Source organism: Vibrio sp. 1751 (assembly GCF_033339895.1).
In the GTDB taxonomy this organism is placed as follows: domain Bacteria; phylum Pseudomonadota; class Gammaproteobacteria; order Enterobacterales; family Vibrionaceae; genus Vibrio; species Vibrio alginolyticus.
The window spans coordinates 62,060-79,688 of record NZ_JAWOVM010000015.1; the positions used below are offsets into that span (position 1 = coordinate 62,060).

General features: G+C 45.1%; 17 protein-coding genes. 8 read left to right on the plus strand and 9 right to left on the minus strand.

Going from position 1 to position 17,629, the window contains the following annotated elements:
* Window positions 1-72: 72 nt before the first annotated feature.
* The 4 genes from aceF to ampD form a co-directional block, all read right to left on the minus strand.
* The gene (aceF, locus tag R7041_RS08040; protein WP_064368759.1) at window positions 73-1,971 is read right to left on the minus strand and encodes a pyruvate dehydrogenase complex dihydrolipoyllysine-residue acetyltransferase; all 1,899 of its coding nucleotides are present in this window, start codon (window positions 1,969-1,971) and stop codon (window positions 73-75) included.
* Between the two features lie 19 nt (window positions 1,972-1,990).
* Window positions 1,991-4,654, minus strand: a complete 2,664-nt coding sequence (gene aceE / locus R7041_RS08045) for a pyruvate dehydrogenase (acetyl-transferring), homodimeric type (protein WP_005386612.1) — start codon at window positions 4,652-4,654, stop codon at window positions 1,991-1,993.
* Between the two features lie 48 nt (window positions 4,655-4,702).
* Window positions 4,703-5,470, minus strand: a complete 768-nt coding sequence (gene pdhR / locus R7041_RS08050) for a pyruvate dehydrogenase complex transcriptional repressor PdhR (RefSeq protein ID WP_005379989.1) — start codon at window positions 5,468-5,470, stop codon at window positions 4,703-4,705.
* A 405-nt stretch (window positions 5,471-5,875) separates the two neighbouring features.
* Window positions 5,876-6,427: a 1,6-anhydro-N-acetylmuramyl-L-alanine amidase AmpD gene (gene ampD, locus R7041_RS08055; RefSeq protein ID WP_005386614.1), complete on the minus strand. Its 552-nt coding sequence runs from the start codon at window positions 6,425-6,427 to the stop codon at window positions 5,876-5,878.
* Between the two features lie 92 nt (window positions 6,428-6,519).
* Between ampD and nadC the strand changes: the two genes are divergently transcribed.
* From nadC to yacG, 8 genes are all read left to right on the plus strand, one after another.
* Complete coding sequence (gene nadC / locus R7041_RS08060) at window positions 6,520-7,407, plus strand: carboxylating nicotinate-nucleotide diphosphorylase (protein ID WP_017820396.1); 888 nt, start codon at window positions 6,520-6,522, stop codon at window positions 7,405-7,407.
* Between the two features lie 261 nt (window positions 7,408-7,668).
* A complete protein-coding gene (locus R7041_RS08065; protein ID WP_064368760.1) occupies window positions 7,669-8,127 on the plus strand; it encodes a pilin in 459 nt (152 codons plus the stop codon).
* Complete coding sequence (gene pilB / locus R7041_RS08070; protein WP_206949411.1) at window positions 8,127-9,812, plus strand: type IV-A pilus assembly ATPase PilB; 1,686 nt, start codon at window positions 8,127-8,129, stop codon at window positions 9,810-9,812. The genes R7041_RS08065 and pilB overlap by 1 nt, the downstream gene beginning before the upstream one ends.
* Window positions 9,813-9,835: 23 nt before the next feature.
* The gene (locus R7041_RS08075; RefSeq protein WP_017635918.1) at window positions 9,836-11,059 is read left to right on the plus strand and encodes a type II secretion system F family protein; all 1,224 of its coding nucleotides are present in this window, start codon (window positions 9,836-9,838) and stop codon (window positions 11,057-11,059) included.
* 64 nt (window positions 11,060-11,123) lie between these two features.
* Window positions 11,124-11,993, plus strand: a complete 870-nt coding sequence (locus R7041_RS08080) for a prepilin peptidase (RefSeq protein WP_017635919.1) — start codon at window positions 11,124-11,126, stop codon at window positions 11,991-11,993.
* Window positions 11,994-12,608 (plus strand): dephospho-CoA kinase, encoded by a 615-nt coding sequence (coaE, locus tag R7041_RS08085; protein ID WP_017635920.1) that lies wholly within the window; start codon window positions 11,994-11,996, stop codon window positions 12,606-12,608. It begins immediately after the preceding gene.
* Between the two features lie 27 nt (window positions 12,609-12,635).
* Entirely contained in the window at window positions 12,636-13,376 is a 741-nt protein-coding gene (gene zapD, locus R7041_RS08090) for a cell division protein ZapD (RefSeq protein WP_005373086.1), read from the plus strand.
* Between the two features lie 158 nt (window positions 13,377-13,534).
* Entirely contained in the window at window positions 13,535-13,729 is a 195-nt protein-coding gene (yacG, locus tag R7041_RS08095) for a DNA gyrase inhibitor YacG (RefSeq protein ID WP_017635922.1), read from the plus strand.
* A 312-nt stretch (window positions 13,730-14,041) separates the two neighbouring features.
* On the opposite strand, the gene rplS is transcribed toward yacG, so the two are convergent.
* The 5 genes from rplS to ffh form a co-directional block, all read right to left on the minus strand.
* Window positions 14,042-14,395, minus strand: coding sequence for a 50S ribosomal protein L19 (gene rplS / locus R7041_RS08100; RefSeq protein WP_005379971.1), 354 nt, complete (start codon window positions 14,393-14,395; stop codon window positions 14,042-14,044).
* Window positions 14,396-14,436: 41 nt separating this feature from the next.
* The gene (gene trmD / locus R7041_RS08105) at window positions 14,437-15,198 is read right to left on the minus strand and encodes a tRNA (guanosine(37)-N1)-methyltransferase TrmD (protein ID WP_005385420.1); all 762 of its coding nucleotides are present in this window, start codon (window positions 15,196-15,198) and stop codon (window positions 14,437-14,439) included.
* 27 nt (window positions 15,199-15,225) lie between these two features.
* Window positions 15,226-15,774, minus strand: a complete 549-nt coding sequence (rimM, locus tag R7041_RS08110; RefSeq protein ID WP_005379964.1) for a ribosome maturation factor RimM — start codon at window positions 15,772-15,774, stop codon at window positions 15,226-15,228.
* Window positions 15,775-15,803: 29 nt separating this feature from the next.
* On the minus strand, window positions 15,804-16,052 hold the full coding sequence (gene rpsP, locus R7041_RS08115; RefSeq protein WP_005379962.1) for a 30S ribosomal protein S16: 249 nt from the start codon (window positions 16,050-16,052) through the stop codon (window positions 15,804-15,806).
* A 209-nt stretch (window positions 16,053-16,261) separates the two neighbouring features.
* On the minus strand, window positions 16,262-17,629 hold a 1,368-nt coding region (gene ffh, locus R7041_RS08120; protein ID WP_318128608.1), incomplete at its 5' end, for a signal recognition particle protein.

The following is a 17,629-nucleotide window of genomic DNA, read 5'->3' on the forward strand; positions in this document are numbered from 1 at the left end:
GATAACCAAATTGTCGGTAATTATGATTAGCAGAGGCGGCTAAGTTGCCGCCTCTCATTCATCTAATTTCTATTACAGAACTAGACGACGAATGTCAGATAGACATGAGTTTAAGTAAGTGATGAAGCGCGCACCTTCAGCACCATCGATCACACGGTGGTCGTATGATAGAGACAGTGGAAGTTGTAGACGCGGTTCGAACTCTTTACCGTTCCATACCGGTTTCATTTCTGACTTAGACACACCTAGGATACCAACTTCTGGTGCGTTTACGATTGGAGTAAACGCTGTACCGCCGATACCGCCTAGGCTAGAGATAGTGAAACAGCCACCTTGCATGTCAGCCGCAGTTAGCTTACCAGCACGTGCTTTCTTAGAAACCGCCATTAGCTCTTCAGATAGCTCGTAGATGCCTTTCTTGTTCACGTCTTTAAATACAGGAACAACTAGACCGTTTGGTGTATCTACCGCGATACCAACATTCACGTATTTCTTCAGAATTAGGCTCTCACCGTCTTCTGATAGAGAAGAGTTGAACGCTGGGAACGCTTCAAGCGCTTTAGCTACCGCTTTCATGATGAACACAAGTGGTGTGATCTTCATGCCAGTGTCTTTCTTCGCTTCAATCGCGTTTTGCTCTTTACGGAATGCTTCAAGAGCCGTGATGTCTGCGTTATCCCACTGTGTAACGTGCGGGATCATTACCCAGTTACGGTGTAGGTTTGCGCCAGAGATCTTCTTAATGCGAGATAGCGGTTGAACTTCTGTCTCACCAAACTTGCTGAAGTCCACTTTTGGCCATGGTAGTAGACCAAGAGCCGCGCCGTCGCCTTTGCCAGATGCTGCTGCACCTGCGCCAGACTCAAGACGCTTAAGTGCATCTTTCACGTAAGCTTGAACGTCTTCTTTTAGGATACGGCTCTTACGACCAGAACCTTTAACCTTAGAAAGATTAACGCCAAATTCACGCGCTAGACGACGAACAACTGGAGACGCGTGAGCGTACTCATCGTTTTCTTTGAAATCGCCAGTCGCTGCTGGAGCTGCTGCCGCTGGAGCTTCTGCTTTAGGAGCCGGAGCTGCAGGTGCTGCCGCTTGAGCTGGAGCTGGAGCTGCTGCAGGAGCAGGTGCTGCACCCGCCACTTCGAATACCATGATTAGTGAGCCAGTAGACACTTTGTCGCCAGCTGCAATCTTGATTTCTTTAACTGTGCCAGCGAATGGTGCAGGAACTTCCATAGAAGCTTTGTCACCTTCAACAGTGATTAGAGATTGCTCTTCTTCCACTGTGTCGCCAACCGCAACCATGATCTCAGTAACTTCAACTTCGTCGCCGCCGATATCTGGAACGTTCACTTCTTTTGCCGCAGACGCTGCTGGAGCTGCTGCCGCAGGAGCTTCAGCTGCCGCTGGTGCTGCTGGAGCGCCTGAACCTGCTGTTTCGAATACCATGATAAGTGAGCCAGTCGATACTTTATCGCCTGTTGCAACTTTGATCTCTTTTAGAGTACCTGCGAATGGCGCTGGAACTTCCATAGAAGCTTTGTCGCCTTCAACAGTTAGAAGAGATTGCTCTTCTTCGATGCTGTCGCCAACGGCAACCATGATTTCAGTAACTTCTACTTCATCACCACCGATGTCTGGTACGTGAACTTCTTTTAGTTCTGCCGCTGCTGCTGGAGCTGGAGCTGCTGCTGGAGCTGCTTCTGCCGCAGGAGCAGGTGCAGCGTCAGCTGCACCCTCGGCTTCGAAAATCATGATTAGAGAACCAGTAGAAACCTTGTCGCCTTCTGCAACTTTGATTTCTTTAACGATACCCGCTTGAGAAGCAGGAACTTCCATAGAAGCTTTATCGCCTTCAACTGTGATCAGAGACTGCTCTTCTTCAACCTTGTCGCCAACGCTTACAAGAATCTCAGTAACTTCAACCTCATCCGCACCGATGTCTGGTACATTAATTTCGATTGCCATTTCTTATCTACCTTCTTAATTAAGCGTATAGCGGGTTTGTTTTCTCTGTGTCGATGTCGAATTTCTTAATTGCTTCTGCAACTACAGATTTCTCAACTTCGCCACGTTTCGCTAGTTCAGTTAGCGCTGCTACTACTACGTAACCTGCGTTCACTTCGAAGTGACGACGTAGGTTTTCACGGCTGTCTGAACGACCGAAGCCATCAGTACCAAGAACTTTGAAAGACTCAGCAGGAATGTATGCACGAACCTGCTCTGCGTAGTTCTTCATGTAGTCAGTTGCTGCGATAGCAGGTTCAGTACCCATTACTGTTTGGATGTAAGGTACTTTCGCTTCCGCTTCTGGGTGAAGCATGTTGAAACGCTCTGCATCTTGGCCATCGCGAGTTAGTTCGTTGAATGACGTTACAGAGTAAACATCAGAAGCAACACCGTAATCTTCGCTTAGGATTTGAGCTGCTTTACGTACTTCATTCATGATAGTACCAGAGCTCATTAGCTGAACTTTCGCTTTGTCGCCCGTGTAAGTTTCTAGCTTGTAGATACCTTTACGGATGCCTTCTTCAGCGCCTTCTGGCATTGCTGGCATTGCGTAGTTTTCGTTCATTAGCGTTAGGTAGTAGAACACGTTTTCTTGTTCTGGACCGTACATGCGACGGATACCGTCTTGCATGATTACTGCTACTTCGTACGCGAATGTTGGGTCGTAAGAAATACAGTTAGGAACCGTACCCGCCAAAATGTGCGAGTGGCCGTCTTCGTGCTGTAGACCTTCACCGTTCAACGTTGTACGACCCGCAGTTGCACCTAGTAGGAAACCACGTGCTTGTTGGTCACCAGCCATCCACGCCATGTCGCCAACACGTTGGAAGCCGAACATTGAGTAGTAGATGTAGAACGGGATCATTGGTAGGTCGTTTGTCGAGTATGAAGTCGCAGCAGCAACCCATGAAGACATAGCACCTAGCTCGTTGATACCTTCTTGTAGAACCTGACCTGAAGTCGCTTCTTTGTAGTAAGAAACAACGCCACGGTCTTCTGGTGTGTAAGTTTGGCCGTGCGGGTTGTAGATACCGATTTGACGGAACAGACCTTCCATACCGAATGTACGTGCTTCGTCAGCAATGATAGGAACGATGTTCTTACCAATGTTCTTGTTCTTAAGTAGAACGTTTAGCGCACGTACGAATGCCATAGTAGAAGAGATATCACGCTTCTGTTCTTCTAGTAGTGGCTTGAATTCTTCTAGCTCAGGAACGATGAATTCTTGAGTGAATTTTGGTAGACGCTGTGGCGTGTAGCCGTGTAGCGCTTTACGACGAGCGTGTAGGTATTCGTACTCTTTTGAACCTTCTTCAAGTTTCAGGTACGGAAGTTCTTTCACTGCTTCGTCAGTTAGGATGTCTTGAAGACCTAGACGGTCACGTAGGTGTAGTACGTGAGTCATGTCCATCTTCTTAACTTGGTGCGCGATGTTCTTACCTTCAGCCGCTTCACCCATGCCGTAACCTTTAACAGTCTTAGCTAGGATTACTGTTGGACGACCTTTAGTTTCTGCCGCGTTTTTGTATGCCGCGTATAGCTTAGAAGACTCGTGACCACCACGCTTAAGTGCGAAGATTTCGTCATCAGTCATGTCAGCAACAAGTGCAGCTGTCTCTGGGTACTTACCAAAGAAGTGCTCACGTACGTACGCGCCATCTTTTGATTTGAATGTTTGGTAGTCGCCGTCGATCGTTTCATTCATAAGCTGTAGAAGCTTACCAGTCGTATCTTTAGCTAGTAGTGAATCCCAGTTGTTACCCCAGATTACCTTCACTACGTTCCAACCAGCACCTTTGAACAGACCTTCAAGTTCTTGAATGATCTTACCGTTACCCATTACAGGGCCATCTAGACGCTGTAGGTTACAGTTGATTAGGAAACATAGGTTGTCTAGTTTCTCACGCGCAGCGAAAGAGATAGCACCACGTGATTCTGGCTCATCCATCTCACCGTCACCTAGGAACGCGTAAACGCGCTGTTCTGAAGTATCTTTAAGACCACGGCCTTCTAGGTACTTAAGGAAACGAGCTTGGTAGATAGAAGCGATTGGACCTAGGCCCATCGATACTGTCGGGAACTGCCAGAATTCAGGCATCAGTTTAGGGTGCGGGTATGAAGGAATACCTTTGCCGTCTACTTCTTGACGGAAGTTGTCTAGCTGCTCTTCAGTTAGACGACCTTCAACGAATGCACGTGAGTAGATACCTGGTGAAATGTGACCTTGGTAGTAAACTAGGTCGCCACCATCCTTCTCGTTTGGTGCACGGAAGAAGTGGTTGAAACATGTCTCGTAGAACGCAGCAGAAGACTGGAAAGACGCCATGTGGCCGCCTAGCTCTAGGTCTTTCTTAGATGCACGTAGAACGATCATGATAGCGTTCCAACGAATAATTGAGCGAATACGACGCTCAAGTGTTGTGTCACCTGGGTATGCTGGTTCTTGGTCTGCAGGAATCGTGTTGATGTAGTTAGTTGTGATACCTGTTGGCATATCAACACCGTCTAGACGTGCTTTATCTAGAACTTGCTCTAATAGGAATTGAGCACGCTCTAGACCTTCTTCACGTACAACTGACTCAAGCGCTTGTAGCCATTCTTGAGTTTCCAGTGCATCTACGTCATGCTTCATATCAGACATGGCGATCTATCCTTCTGTTGGTTGGATCTACTTATTTAAGTAACGCTCTTACGAGTCATTACCCTGCTGAATTCGACGTAGAGAACGCTCTCGTCGAGACTCTTCTCGAGTCAAATCCAACAATGTTTCTTCGATGTAAGCCAAGTGCGAGTGGGACATTTCTCGCGCCTTTTCAGGCTGACCAGAAACAATCGCATCCACGATATTGGCTCGGTGTTTACTGACTTTCTCGACCGCTTCTGGGCGGCGACGTAGTAATTTAAAATTTTGTAGAATATTTTGCTCAAGCAAAGGTGCTAAGCTTCGAACAATGTGCAACAAAACCACGTTGTGCGCGGCTTCTGTCAAAGCGATCAAAAATTGCATCACTTCCGCAGATTCAGCTTCGATATCGTTGTTTGCTTGCTCTTGGCTAATGCGTTCAAGGCAACCTTGAATACGCGCAAAATCTTCTTCGGTACCACGTAAAGCTGCAAAGTAAGCTGAAATTCCTTCCATTGCATGACGAGACTCAAGCACATCAAGCTGGGTTTCAGAATGACTAGACAACAAATTCAACAAGGGATCTGAAAAGCTCTTCCAGATATTCTCACTTACGAATGTTCCGCCACCTTGGCGACGAGTCAACAAACGCTTCGCTTCCAAGCGTTGAATGGCTTCTCGGACTGAAGGACGAGACACATCGAACTGTTTTGCCAGTTCACGCTCTGGAGGCAGTTGTTGCCCCGGAGACAATGTTCCTTCCACTATCAACCTTTCTAACTCTTGTTCTATAACATCAGAGAGTTTTGGCTGACGAATCCTTTGATAAGCCATAATTTATTGTTCTTCTACTCTTGCAGGTAATTGGTAATACCAATTTTAAGTTGGTGCAGAAATTAACATAATTAAAACGCCACTGTCCAGCCGAAAATTGACCTAAATCATAGAACGAGCTTACTTCCAACACTCTGATAACAATCGACTGTTAAAACAGCAATAGAATTGGTATGACCAATTACATAAAGCATACAAATGGGAAGTCGACGTGCTAGCAGTTTTGGAAAAGAAATACAGAAAATGACAAAATTATCAGTCTATTTATTCACCAAAACGGCATGTACGAGCGTAAAAATGTAGTTAACTTTTAACAATCATTAATATTTCTGGTATCAAAAAAAGGCATACCTGATCGTATGCCTTATTTATTTCGCTTTTTTGAATTTACACTTTCGCTACAAATCAACGCTGTATAAGCAGTCTATATTTCACCCAATCAAAGCTTAGACCAGGATCGCTTTTTCTCAAGGGCGCAATATATTGATGACCGGTAATTCGTGGCGGGGTGATTTGAGGATAAGACTGCATAATCACCTCAGTGATCTCTGCAAGTGATTGATATTGCGCTTCTGTGTAGGCAGTAAATTCTGTCCCTTCAAGCTCGATACCAATGGAATAGTCATTACAACGCTCCCTGCCCGCGAAACTGGATTGACCGGCATGCCATGCTCTATCGAGAAAAGAAACAAATTGAACAACCTCGCCGTTTCTTTTAATCAAGCAATGTGCAGAAACGCCCATTTTGTGAATAACTTCAAAAAATGGATGTTCATTTGGGTCTAGCTTGCCAGTGAAGAAGTCCTCTATATATGGTCCACCAAACTGCCCAGGAGGCAAACTGATATTGTGTACCACCAGCAGAGAGATGTCGTTTACATCAGAGCGGGCATCAAAAAATGGTGACGGAACATGCTTTGCTTGTGTCAGCCAGCCATTCTCGATAATTGGGCGCATATCAACCTCTCTACTTTGCAAATTAACTGCTGAAATTATTGACACCGGAGAGTATCATTCGTTGCCATCTCCCTTTCAAGACAAGATTTGCGATGAAGAACACACACAACATTCAAGAACGCCTAGAATACCTTAAACAACAACTCCCTTTAGAGATCACTCGCTCTGTCGCTGATACCTTAAAAGAAGATCTAGGTGGCAGTGTCGACGCAGATAATGACATTACTGCATCTTTGATCCCTGCCGATGCGGTTAATACCGCAACGATTATTACTCGTGAGCATGGTGTGTTCTGTGGTCAAGCATGGGCTGATGAAGTTTTTAAACAGCTCGGTGGCAAGGTCAGCATTGAATGGCACGTAAAGGACGGCGATAAGGTCAAACCTAACCAAACCCTTTGCACGCTGACAGGCCCTGCTCGTGACCTGTTGACTGGTGAGCGTAACGCAATGAATTTCATCCAAACGCTGTCTGGCTGCGCAACAGTTACCGCAGAGTACGCTGAAAAAATCGCGCATACTGAGTGCCGTCTACTAGACACACGCAAAACCATTCCTGGTCTGCGTAGCGCACTAAAATACGCCGTGACCTGCGGTGGTGGCTTTAACCATCGCATCGGTGTGTTCGACGCTTACCTTATTAAAGAAAATCACATTATTGCTTGTGGTGGCATCACTCAAGCTATCCAAAAAGCGAAAGAGCTCAACCCAGGCAAACCGGTAGAAGTCGAAACGGAAAGCTTAGAAGAGTTGAAACAAGCGATAGAGGCTGGTGCCGACATCATCATGCTCGATAACTTCACAAAAGAAATGATGCGTGAAGCCGTAGCGATTAACGCAGGTCGTGCCGCTTTAGAAAACTCCGGCAACATTACGCTAGAGACCATCGCAGAATACGCAGAAACCGGTGTCGATTACATTTCGGTAGGCGCGTTGACTAAGCATTTAAAAGCGATGGATCTTTCGATGCGCTTCAAATAATAAAAGCAACAAATCTAAATTACTTCAACTAACTCAGTGAGTTGTGAGTAACTCATCATTTAAAAGGGCCAATTGGCCCTTTCTTTTTATCCACTAAAAAAATAGTACTACTCGCAAAACTCTGCATGCGATATGCAACTTTTTACCAAAGAGTTTTATCTCACTCGAGAGCCCATCTCTTCCCCATTTTCAACCCACCTTAACTCTCCATAATCTTTCGCTAATGCAAGAGCATTATTAATTTTTAAGAAAGGGTTAAAAATGAAAAACAGTAAACATAAAAAACAACAGGGTTTTACTCTGATTGAATTGATGATTGTGGTGGCGATTATCGGTATTTTGGCTGCATTTGCCGTGCCTGCCTACTCAGACTACACACAACGAACTCGTGTTGCGGGTGCAGCAGCAGGGATCAGTGGCTTTAAAACAGCCATTGCCATGTGTGCTCAAGAGCGTGGCCAGCTTAACGGTTGCAACAACGCCGCCAATGACATCCCAGCAGCAATTGCAGCAAATAACGCTGGTGCGACCATTGCTTATGTGGACGAGTTAGCGGTTACAAATGGCATTATCACCATGACCACTACCGGTGTTGATGATCAAGGTGCTAACCTGACTTTAACATTGACCCCTCAGATTGGTAATGGTGTTGTACAATGGGACCTAACAGGTACTGGCTGTACAACCGCTGGACGTAGCATAGATTGTTCTGGTAACTAATGCTAACCAACCTCTCAACAGTTCTTCGCCAAGCAGGGATACTGACTTTTTCCCAAGAAGAACTGTTACTTGAGCAAGCTAAAGCTTCTGGTAAATCAATGCCGGAGGCTTTGCTCAATTCTGGCTTTTTTCAATCTCATGAATTAACGGAGCACCTAAGCTCTGTTTTCGGGCTTTCTTGCGCTTCTCTCAATCAATACGAATACGCTTCGTTATGCCAAACACTAGGTTTGCGAGATTTGATCACTCGGCACAACGCTCTGCCGCTTAATCGCACCTCATCAACTTTGATTCTCGCGGTTGCCGATCCAACCAATCTTCAAGCCGAAGACGACTTTCGTTTTGCAACAGGCTTGCAAGTCGAACTTGTTCTGGCTGATTTTCGCGAACTGACCGCGGCAATTCGACGCTTATATGGTCGTTCATTGAGTCATGAGAAGTCCGGGTTAAAAGAGATCAACCAAGAAGAGTTAGCCAATCTGGTTGATGTGGGCGCAGATGAAATCGACAACATTGAAGACTTGAGCCAAGATGAGTCTCCTGTTAGCCGTTACATCAACCAAATTCTGTTGGACGCTGTGCGCAAAGGCGCATCCGATATCCACTTTGAGCCTTATGAAAAGATGTACCGTGTGCGCCTACGCTGTGATGGCATCTTAATTGAAACACAGCAGCCACCAAGCCACTTAAGTCGCCGCTTATCCGCTCGTATCAAAATCCTCTCTAAACTTGATATTGCAGAGCGACGTTTACCACAAGATGGGCGTATTAAGCTCAAGTTGAATCAAGACACCGCAATTGATATGCGTGTATCTACGCTACCGACTCTATTCGGAGAGAAAATTGTACTACGACTGCTCGACAGCAGCTCTGCGTCATTGGATATCGACAAGCTTGGTTATAGCGAACAACAAAAACAATTGTACTTGGATGCGCTGCGTCGCCCACAAGGCATGATTCTGATGACAGGCCCAACAGGGAGCGGTAAAACCGTTTCTCTATACACTGGGCTAAGTATCCTCAATAAGCCAGAAATCAACATTTCCACGGCAGAAGACCCAGTAGAAATTAACTTATCGGGCATTAACCAAGTTCAAGTTCAGCCTAAGATTGGTTTTGGTTTTGCCGAAGCCCTGCGCTCTTTCTTACGTCAAGACCCGGATGTGGTAATGGTCGGTGAGATTCGTGACTTAGACACCGCCGAAATCGCTATAAAAGCATCGCAAACCGGTCACTTAGTACTTTCAACCTTGCATACCAATTCTGCGGCTGAAACGGTTATTCGTTTATCAAACATGGGCGTAGAAAGCTTTAACTTGGCCTCATCTCTTAGTTTGATTATTGCCCAGCGCTTGGCCCGTAAACTGTGCTCGCACTGTAAACAATCACAAGAGCTTACCGTTCAGCTACAACACCTTGGAATTCAAGCAAGCGACAACATTTTTAAAGCCAATCCCGATGGATGTAATGAGTGTACCCATGGTTATTCCGGCCGAACGGGGATTTATGAAGTGATGCGCTTTGATGAATTTCTTTCCGAAGCGCTTATTAAAGGCGCCTCGGTACATGAACTAGAAAAACTCGCCATCGCAAATGGTATGAGCACGTTACAAATGTCGGGCATAGAAAAACTCAAACAAGGGATCACAAGTTTTAGTGAACTACAGCGCGTACTTTATTTTTAATCCTTTAATCAGCAGTCACCTCTATGAAAAGCACTACACCACAACTTAAAAACTTCCGCTGGAAAGGCATCAACAGTTCAGGCAAAAAGACATCTGGACAAACCCTCGCGATGACGGAAATTGAAGTACGCGAGCGTCTAGACGCACAGCACATCAAGATCAAGAAGTTAAAGAAAAGCAGTATCTCGTTTCTCACTAAACTCAGCCATCGCGTGAAAGGCAGAGACATCACGGTGTTTACCCGTCAGATTTCGACGATGTTGATAACCGGTGTACCCTTAGTTCAGGCTTTAAAATTGGTCTCAGAAAATCATAAAAAAGCAGAGATGAAATCCATTTTGATGAGCGTGACACGCGCCGTTGAAGCGGGGACGCCCATGTCAAAAGCCATGCGCACTGCAAGTGAACACTTTGACCCACTCTATACCGATCTTATCGCCACAGGTGAGCAATCCGGTAACTTAGCAGAAGTATTCGAGCGCTTAGCCACCTACCGAGAAAAAAATGAGCAGCTTCGTGCGAAAGTGATCAAAGCACTGATTTACCCAGCCATGGTAGTGCTAGTAGCGTTAGGAGTGTCGTTTATCATGCTCACCAAAGTCATTCCCGAGTTTGAAAAAATGTTTGTTGGTTTTGGTGCTGACTTACCGTGGTTTACCAGGCAAGTGTTAGATCTTTCCGCCTGGACACAAAACTGGAGCCCATTTATAGCACTAGGCTCTATCAGTCTATTCATCTCAGCGAGAATCCTCTCTAAGCGTTCAGATTCTTTTCGCTTAATGCTCAATCGCTCTGTGCTTAAATTTCCTGTCCTCGGGCCCGTATTATCAAAAGCCGCTATCGCCAAATTTAGTCGAACACTCGCCACAAGCTTTACAGCGGGTATTCCAATTCTAACCAGTTTAAAAACCACATCAAAAACCTCAGGAAACTTGCACTATCAACTCGCCATAGAAGAAGTTTACCGTGATACCGCCGCAGGTATGCCAATGTATGTTGCCATGCGTAACTGTAATGTGTTCCCTGAATTAGTGTTACAAATGGTCATGATCGGTGAAGAGTCTGGTCGACTTGACGACATGCTCAATAAAGTTGCAACGATCTACGAGTTTGAAGTCGATAACACCGTCGACAACCTTAGTAAAATTCTAGAGCCACTAATTATCGTTTTTTTAGGTATCGTTGTTGGCGGATTAGTGACAGCAATGTACTTGCCAATCTTTAACTTAATGAGTGTATTGGGCTAGAATGAGCTGTTAACTCCTTTAAAACAGCATCTTGCTGATTTCACTCATCGCTCAAGAGACAAATATGGAAGTATTCCAGTACTACCCTTGGCTATTCGTTGTGTTTGCCACCATCTTCGGTCTGATCGTGGGTAGCTTCCTCAATGTGGTTATTTATCGACTACCTAAAATCATGGAACTAGAATGGCGACGCGAATGTGCCGAGTCATTTCCTGAATACAAAATAGAACCTCCTAAAGAAGTGCTGACCTTGAGCGTTCCACGCTCCTCCTGCCAGAAATGCGCAACACCGATACGTATTCGCGACAACATTCCTGTGATTAGCTGGCTGCTTTTAAAAGGCAAATGTCACAACTGTCAGGCAACCATTAGTGCACGCTATCCACTGATTGAACTGCTCACCGCGTTCTGTTCAGGCTTTATCGCTTATTACTTTGGTTTTAGTTACTTTACCGTTGCCCTACTCTTTTTTACTTTTATCTTAATCGCCGCAACATTTATCGATCTCGATACTATGTTGTTACCTGACCAATTAACATTACCATTAACTTGGGCTGGCATTGCCTTAGCATTAGTCGAAATAAGTCCTGTTACTCTACAAGATTCTGTCATTGGTGCTATTGCTGGTTACCTATGTCTCTGGTCCGTTTACTGGGGCTTTAAGCTACTTACTGGTAAAGAAGGAATGGGGTATGGTGATTTTAAACTACTGGCGGCACTAGGAGCTTGGCTAGGTTGGCAGTCACTGCCGATGATCATTCTACTTTCTTCTGTGGTTGGCATCGTATTTGGCATCATTCAACTACGCTTGCAAAAGCAGGGAATTGAAAAAGCTTTCCCTTTCGGTCCTTACTTAGCAATTGCTGGTTGGATAAGCTTAATTTGGGGCGACCAGATTTTAAACTGGTACTTTACTTCAGTTCTAGGAGTGTAAATGGCTTTGGTTATTGGTTTAACAGGCGGTATCGCTAGTGGAAAAACAACCGTCGCGAATCTGTTCAAACAACAATTTAAAATCGATATCGTCGATGCCGACATTGTAGCAAGAGAAGTTGTCGAACCAGGTACTCCCGGCCTAAACGCGATTATTGAACACTTTGGTCACGATATCGTTCGTGAAGACCAAACTTTAGATCGCGCAAAGCTGAGAGAAAAAATCTTTTCGAATTCAGATGAAAAAGCATGGCTCAACGCACTGTTGCACCCGATAATTCGTGAAAAGATGATCGAAGATTTGCAGCAAGTCACTTCAGAGTATGCGTTACTTGTGGTGCCGTTGCTCGTAGAAAACAAGCTAGATAGTTTGTGTGATCGCGTTCTTGTCGTCGATGTAGAACCGAATACACAGATATCTCGCACGATGAAACGAGACAATGTGAGTGAAGATCAAGTTCGCGCCATCCTTGCCTCTCAAGCATCAAGAGAGCAAAGGCTCGCGCTTGCAGACGATGTGGTTAAGAATAATCCAAGTGACCCTGATCTTTTGCTTCAAATCACAGATTTGCACGAAAAGTACCTAGCCATGTGTAAGAAAAATCTGCGAAAATAGGAACGAAACTCACAAAGGCTTATGTCGATGACCACGCACAAATTTGAACATCCGTTAAATGAGAAAACTCGTATTTATCTAAGAGTGGAGTCTCTGCTGCGTCAGGCTCACTTGGCCTCTGGGTTTAGCGAAAATCATCAGTATCAACTGTTTTTCCGTGCGTTATTCGATATGGTTGAGATCTTCGAACAGATCCAGTTGAAAAGTGAACTGGCTAAAGATCTTGAGAAGCAACGGCTGTCGTACCGCCATTGGCTAAATGTTGATGGCGTCGATCAAGACGCATTAAATACCCTACTACAAGAGATAGATGTCGTTCATAGCCAACTGATGGGTGCAGAACGTTTTGGTCAAGCACTAAAAGAAGATCGCTTCCTAAGCTCTATCCGTCAACGCTTTAATCTACCGGGTGGTTCATGCTGTTTTGATCTGCCAGCATTACACTACTGGCTTCATCTACCTATTGAACGTAAAAAGCGTGATGCACAACAGTGGCAAGCAAGCTTAAAGCCCTTATCTGATGCGCTTTCGTTATGGTTAAAGCTCACTAGAGAGACCGGACATTTCAAAGCTCAAATCGGTCGTGCAGGTTTCTTCCAAAGTGACGCTGATGAAGCCAACATTCTAAGACTTCACATCCCAATGGAATATGGCGTGTATCCTATGATTTCAGGCCATAAAAACCGCTTTGCGATCAAGTTCATGTCGTTTGAAAACGGTCAAGCGTGCACACAAGATATTGAATTTGAACTTGCTGTGTGCAGCTAAGACGACACTTAGCCTCGCCTCCATAATCTAAAATTCAACGCTTTATTGCGCTTATATTTGATAAAATTTCGTAGCAGCAATAGCGCGTTGAATAAGCCATCTTTAATTCGTTTAGGTATACTACCCTTTAACACCAATTAGTAATGGGACGCTCAACTATGTCTAAAGTTACCATCGTTCAATGTCCACAATGTGGCGCCGACGTAGAATGGGGAGAACAAAGTCCTCATCGCCCTTTCTGCAGTAAACAATGCCAAATGATTGATTTTGGTGAATGGGCAGATGAAGAAAACACCATCCCAGGCGCACCCGATATGTCCGATAGTGATGGCTGGTCTGAAGACCAGTATTAAATTGAGACCTAGGGTAAAGGAATACCCTAGGTTCCTTCTTGGGGAACCTGAATCACGCTCCGTCGTCGCTGTCCAGAATGACGAATTTTAACCACGGTACTCTGTAATCTTTGACCATCATTTCCTGTCATTCCGAGGAGCCATAGCGACATCAGGAATCTATTCACAACAAGACAGAGGCGTGGAGTGTACGTCAGTGCATGAGCATCGACAGTGCAGGTCGGGCGAAAAGAAACGAGCAAGCTAATTACACAAATAAAAAAACGGAGCCCTAAAAAGACTCCGTTTAAGATGAGAACGCTAGTTATAGCATTACTTCTTAGCAAGTTTCTCTTTGATACGAGCAGACTTACCAGAACGCTCACGTAGGTAGTACAACTTGGCACGACGTACTGCACCACGGCGTTTAACTTCGATGCTATCAACGATTGGAGAGTGTGTTTGGAACGTACGCTCAACACCTTCACCGTTAGAGATCTTACGTACAGTGAAAGCAGAGTGTAGACCACGGTTACGGATTGCGATTACAACGCCTTCGAAAGCCTGTAGACGCTCACGGTCACCTTCTTTTACCTTAACTTGAACTACAACAGTGTCACCTGGTGCAAATTTAGGTAGGTCTGATTTCATTTGCTCTTCTTCAAGAGCTTTGATGATGTTACTCATTTTTTAAATTCCTAGAATAAACTGATACTAAATAAATTAGGTTACTTTGCGTTATGTTCTTTAATGGCTTTATGCTCATTAACAAACTCAGCAAGTAATTGTTCCTGTTCGTCAGTCAGAGCTAGGTTTTCCAGGAGCTCTGGTCTTCTTAGCCAAGTACGGCCCAACGACTGCTTGAGTCGCCATTGACGAATGTCCTTGTGATTGCCTGACATCAGTACAGCTGGTACCTCTTTGTCATCCAATACTTCTGGACGCGTATAGTGAGGGCAATCTAACAAGCCATTTGCAAAAGAGTCTTCTTCTGCTGACGCGAAATCCCCTAGTACACCCGGAACAAACCGAGAGACAGAGTCGATTAACGTCATGGCTGGTATCTCACCACCCGTCATCACAAAATCACCAATCGACCATTCTTCGTCGACTTCAGATTGAATGATGCGCTCATCTACCCCTTCATAACGACCACAAATCAGAAGCAAGTTCTCATTCGTTGCCAGTTCTTCCACTCCTTTCTGGTCGAGCTTGCGACCTTGAGGAGAAAGGTAGATGACTTTCGTCTTGCCCGGTGAGGCTGCTTTCGCGGTATGAATGGCATCGCGCAAAGGCTGAACCATCATTAACATACCAGGGCCACCACCGTAAGGTCGGTCATCGACTGTGCGATGTTTGTCGTGAGTGAAATCTCTAGGATTCCAAGTCTCAATCGACAAAAGACCTTTTTTAACCGCTTGACCTGTTACTCCAAAATCAGTAACAGAACGGAACATTTCTGGAAAAAGGCTAATAACGCCAACCCACATGTTTATCTCGCTCTGTAATTTTGGAGATTAGAATCCAGGATCCCAGTCAACTTCGATCCGTTGAGCTTCGCGATCAACATTAATGATCACTTGCTCTTCAAGGAACGGGATTAATCGTTCCTTCTGCCCGAAAGCATCTTTAAGATTTGCTTTAACAACCAGAACATCGTTTGAGCCAGTTTCTAGCATGTCAGTAACGACACCTAGATCGTAACCTTTAGTAGTTACAACTTGCATCCCAAACAATTCGCGCCAGTAGAACTCATCTTCTGACAATTCAGGAAGTACCGCAGGGTCAATAGCAATTTCAAAGTTCGTCATTAGATGCGCGTCTTCACGAACATCCATGCCTTCCAGCTTAGCCACCATACCTTTGTTATGGCGCTTCCAGCTTTCTACTTTGTACTCAACCCACTTGCCCTTTTGGTTAATGTACCAAGGGCTGTAATCGAAAATGCTTTCAGCATTGTCTGTGTAGGAAAAAACCTTAAGCCAACCACGAATGCCGTAAGTAGCACCAAACTTGCCTACAACAATCTTTTCGTTGCTCATTGTTTCTTTACCTTTCATCGACATAAACTAGTTTCTACTTTTCAAGTAAAAAATTAAGCCGCTTTTTGAGCGTCTTTAACTAGCTTAGCAACACGGTCAGATACTGACGCGCCTTGACCAACCCAGTGGTTAACGCGGTCTAGGTCTAGACGTAGACCTTCTTCTTGACCTTTAGCAGTTGGGTTGAAGAAACCAACTTTCTCGATGAAACGGCCAGTTGCAGCGTTGCGGCTGTCCGCTACTACGATTTGATAAAATGGACGCTTTTTAGCGCCGTGACGTGCCAAACGAATGGTTACCATGTCGTCCTCTTTGCTTTCTCAAAAATAAAATTAACCCCAAAAACCATTCAAGAAATTAAACAGTTTGGGGTCTCGTGCCAAAATAAAGCTCCGGAATTTTACTCTTCTCCCGGAGCAATGCAAGGAGTTTAGTTACTTTTTCACCAACATAAATTGAATTTAAAGTTTGTGACGTACCTAACACCCTGAATCTATGCGTGATCGATTAATTAACGACCAAATGGGTTGAAGCCACCGCCACCACCCATGCCGCCCATCATGCCTTGCATGTTGCGCATCATGCCTTTCATGCCACCTTTTTGCATCTTTTTCATCATTTTCTGCATTTGGGTGAACTGTTTTAGTAAGCGGTTTACATCTTGAACCTGCACACCAGAACCAGCCGCGATACGCTTCTTGCGCGAGCCCTTGATAATTTCTGGGCGTTGACGTTCTTTCATTGTCATGGAGCTGATGATCGCTTCCATCTGTTTGAACATCTTGTCATCGACTTTGTCTTTTACATTGTCTGGTAGCTGGGACATTCCTGGAAGCTTATCCATCATCCCCATCATGCCGCCCATGTTTTGCATCTGGCCTAGCTGTTCACGGAAATCTTCAAGGTCAAAACCTTTCTTCTCTTTGAACTTCTTCGCTAACTTTTCTGCCTTTTCTTGGTCAACGTTGCGTTGTAGGTCTTCAATCAAAGACAAAACGTCACCCATGCCAAGAATACGTGAAGCAACACGATCTGGGTGGAACGGTTCTAGCGCGTCAGTTTTTTCACCGACACCCAAGAATTTGATTGGCTTGCCCGTGACATGGCGTACTGAAAGTGCCGCACCACCACGAGCATCACCATCAACCTTAGTTAGAACTACACCGGTAAGAGGTAGCGCATCGCCAAAGGCTTTTGCTGTATTTGCTGCGTCTTGACCCGTCATGGCGTCAACAACAAATAGCGTTTCTACTGGGTTGATAGCTGCGTGAAGATCTTTGATCTCCCCCATCATCTCTTCATCAATTGCCAAACGACCTGCGGTATCGACAATAAGTACGTCGTAGAATTTTTTCTTCGCATGGTCAATCGCTGCATTGGCGATATCAATAGGCTTTTGGTCTGGTGATGATGGGAAGAAGTCAACACCGATGTCTGATGCCAGTGTTTCAAGCTGCTTGATTGCCGCAGGACGGTAAACGTCGGCAGACACAACCAAGACTTTCTTCTTGTCACGTTCTTTTAGAAGCTTAGATAACTTACCTACCGATGTGGTTTTACCCGCACCTTGTAGACCAGCCATAAGAAGCACTGCAGGTGGTTGAGCAGCAAGGTTTAGCGCCTCATTCGACTCACCCATTACGGCTTCAAGTTCTGTTTGAACGATCTTGATAAATTCCTGACCTGGAGTCAGAGATTTAGAAACTTCTACGCCTACCGCTTTTTCTTTAACGCGGTTCACAAATTCACGAACGACCGGAAGCGCAACGTCAGCTTCAAGTAGAGCCATTCGGACTTCACGCAGGGTTTCTTTAATGTTGTCTTCGGTCAGACGACCTTTACCACTGATATTTTTCAGCGTTTTGGATAATCGATCCGT

Coding starts and splice junctions, on each gene's coding strand:
- coaE (WP_017635920.1), top strand. CDS start 11,994: ATGGCTTTGGTTATTGGTTTAACAGGCGGTATCGCTAGTGGAAAAACA.
- rpsP (WP_005379962.1), bottom strand. CDS start 16,052: ATGGTAACCATTCGTTTGGCACGTCACGGCGCTAAAAAGCGTCCATTT.
- rimM (WP_005379964.1), bottom strand. CDS start 15,774: ATGTCGATGAAAGGTAAAGAAACAATGAGCAACGAAAAGATTGTTGTA.
- pdhR (WP_005379989.1), bottom strand. CDS start 5,470: ATGGCTTATCAAAGGATTCGTCAGCCAAAACTCTCTGATGTTATAGAA.
- nadC (WP_017820396.1), top strand. CDS start 6,520: ATGAAGAACACACACAACATTCAAGAACGCCTAGAATACCTTAAACAA.
- R7041_RS08080 (WP_017635919.1), top strand. CDS start 11,124: ATGGAAGTATTCCAGTACTACCCTTGGCTATTCGTTGTGTTTGCCACC.
- aceF (WP_064368759.1), bottom strand. CDS start 1,971: ATGGCAATCGAAATTAATGTACCAGACATCGGTGCGGATGAGGTTGAA.
- yacG (WP_017635922.1), top strand. CDS start 13,535: ATGTCTAAAGTTACCATCGTTCAATGTCCACAATGTGGCGCCGACGTA.
- R7041_RS08065 (WP_064368760.1), top strand. CDS start 7,669: ATGAAAAACAGTAAACATAAAAAACAACAGGGTTTTACTCTGATTGAA.
- R7041_RS08075 (WP_017635918.1), top strand. CDS start 9,836: ATGAAAAGCACTACACCACAACTTAAAAACTTCCGCTGGAAAGGCATC.
- trmD (WP_005385420.1), bottom strand. CDS start 15,198: ATGTGGGTTGGCGTTATTAGCCTTTTTCCAGAAATGTTCCGTTCTGTT.
- aceE (WP_005386612.1), bottom strand. CDS start 4,654: ATGTCTGATATGAAGCATGACGTAGATGCACTGGAAACTCAAGAATGG.
- zapD (WP_005373086.1), top strand. CDS start 12,636: ATGACCACGCACAAATTTGAACATCCGTTAAATGAGAAAACTCGTATT.
- ampD (WP_005386614.1), bottom strand. CDS start 6,427: ATGCGCCCAATTATCGAGAATGGCTGGCTGACACAAGCAAAGCATGTT.
- rplS (WP_005379971.1), bottom strand. CDS start 14,395: ATGAGTAACATCATCAAAGCTCTTGAAGAAGAGCAAATGAAATCAGAC.
- pilB (WP_206949411.1), top strand. CDS start 8,127: ATGCTAACCAACCTCTCAACAGTTCTTCGCCAAGCAGGGATACTGACT.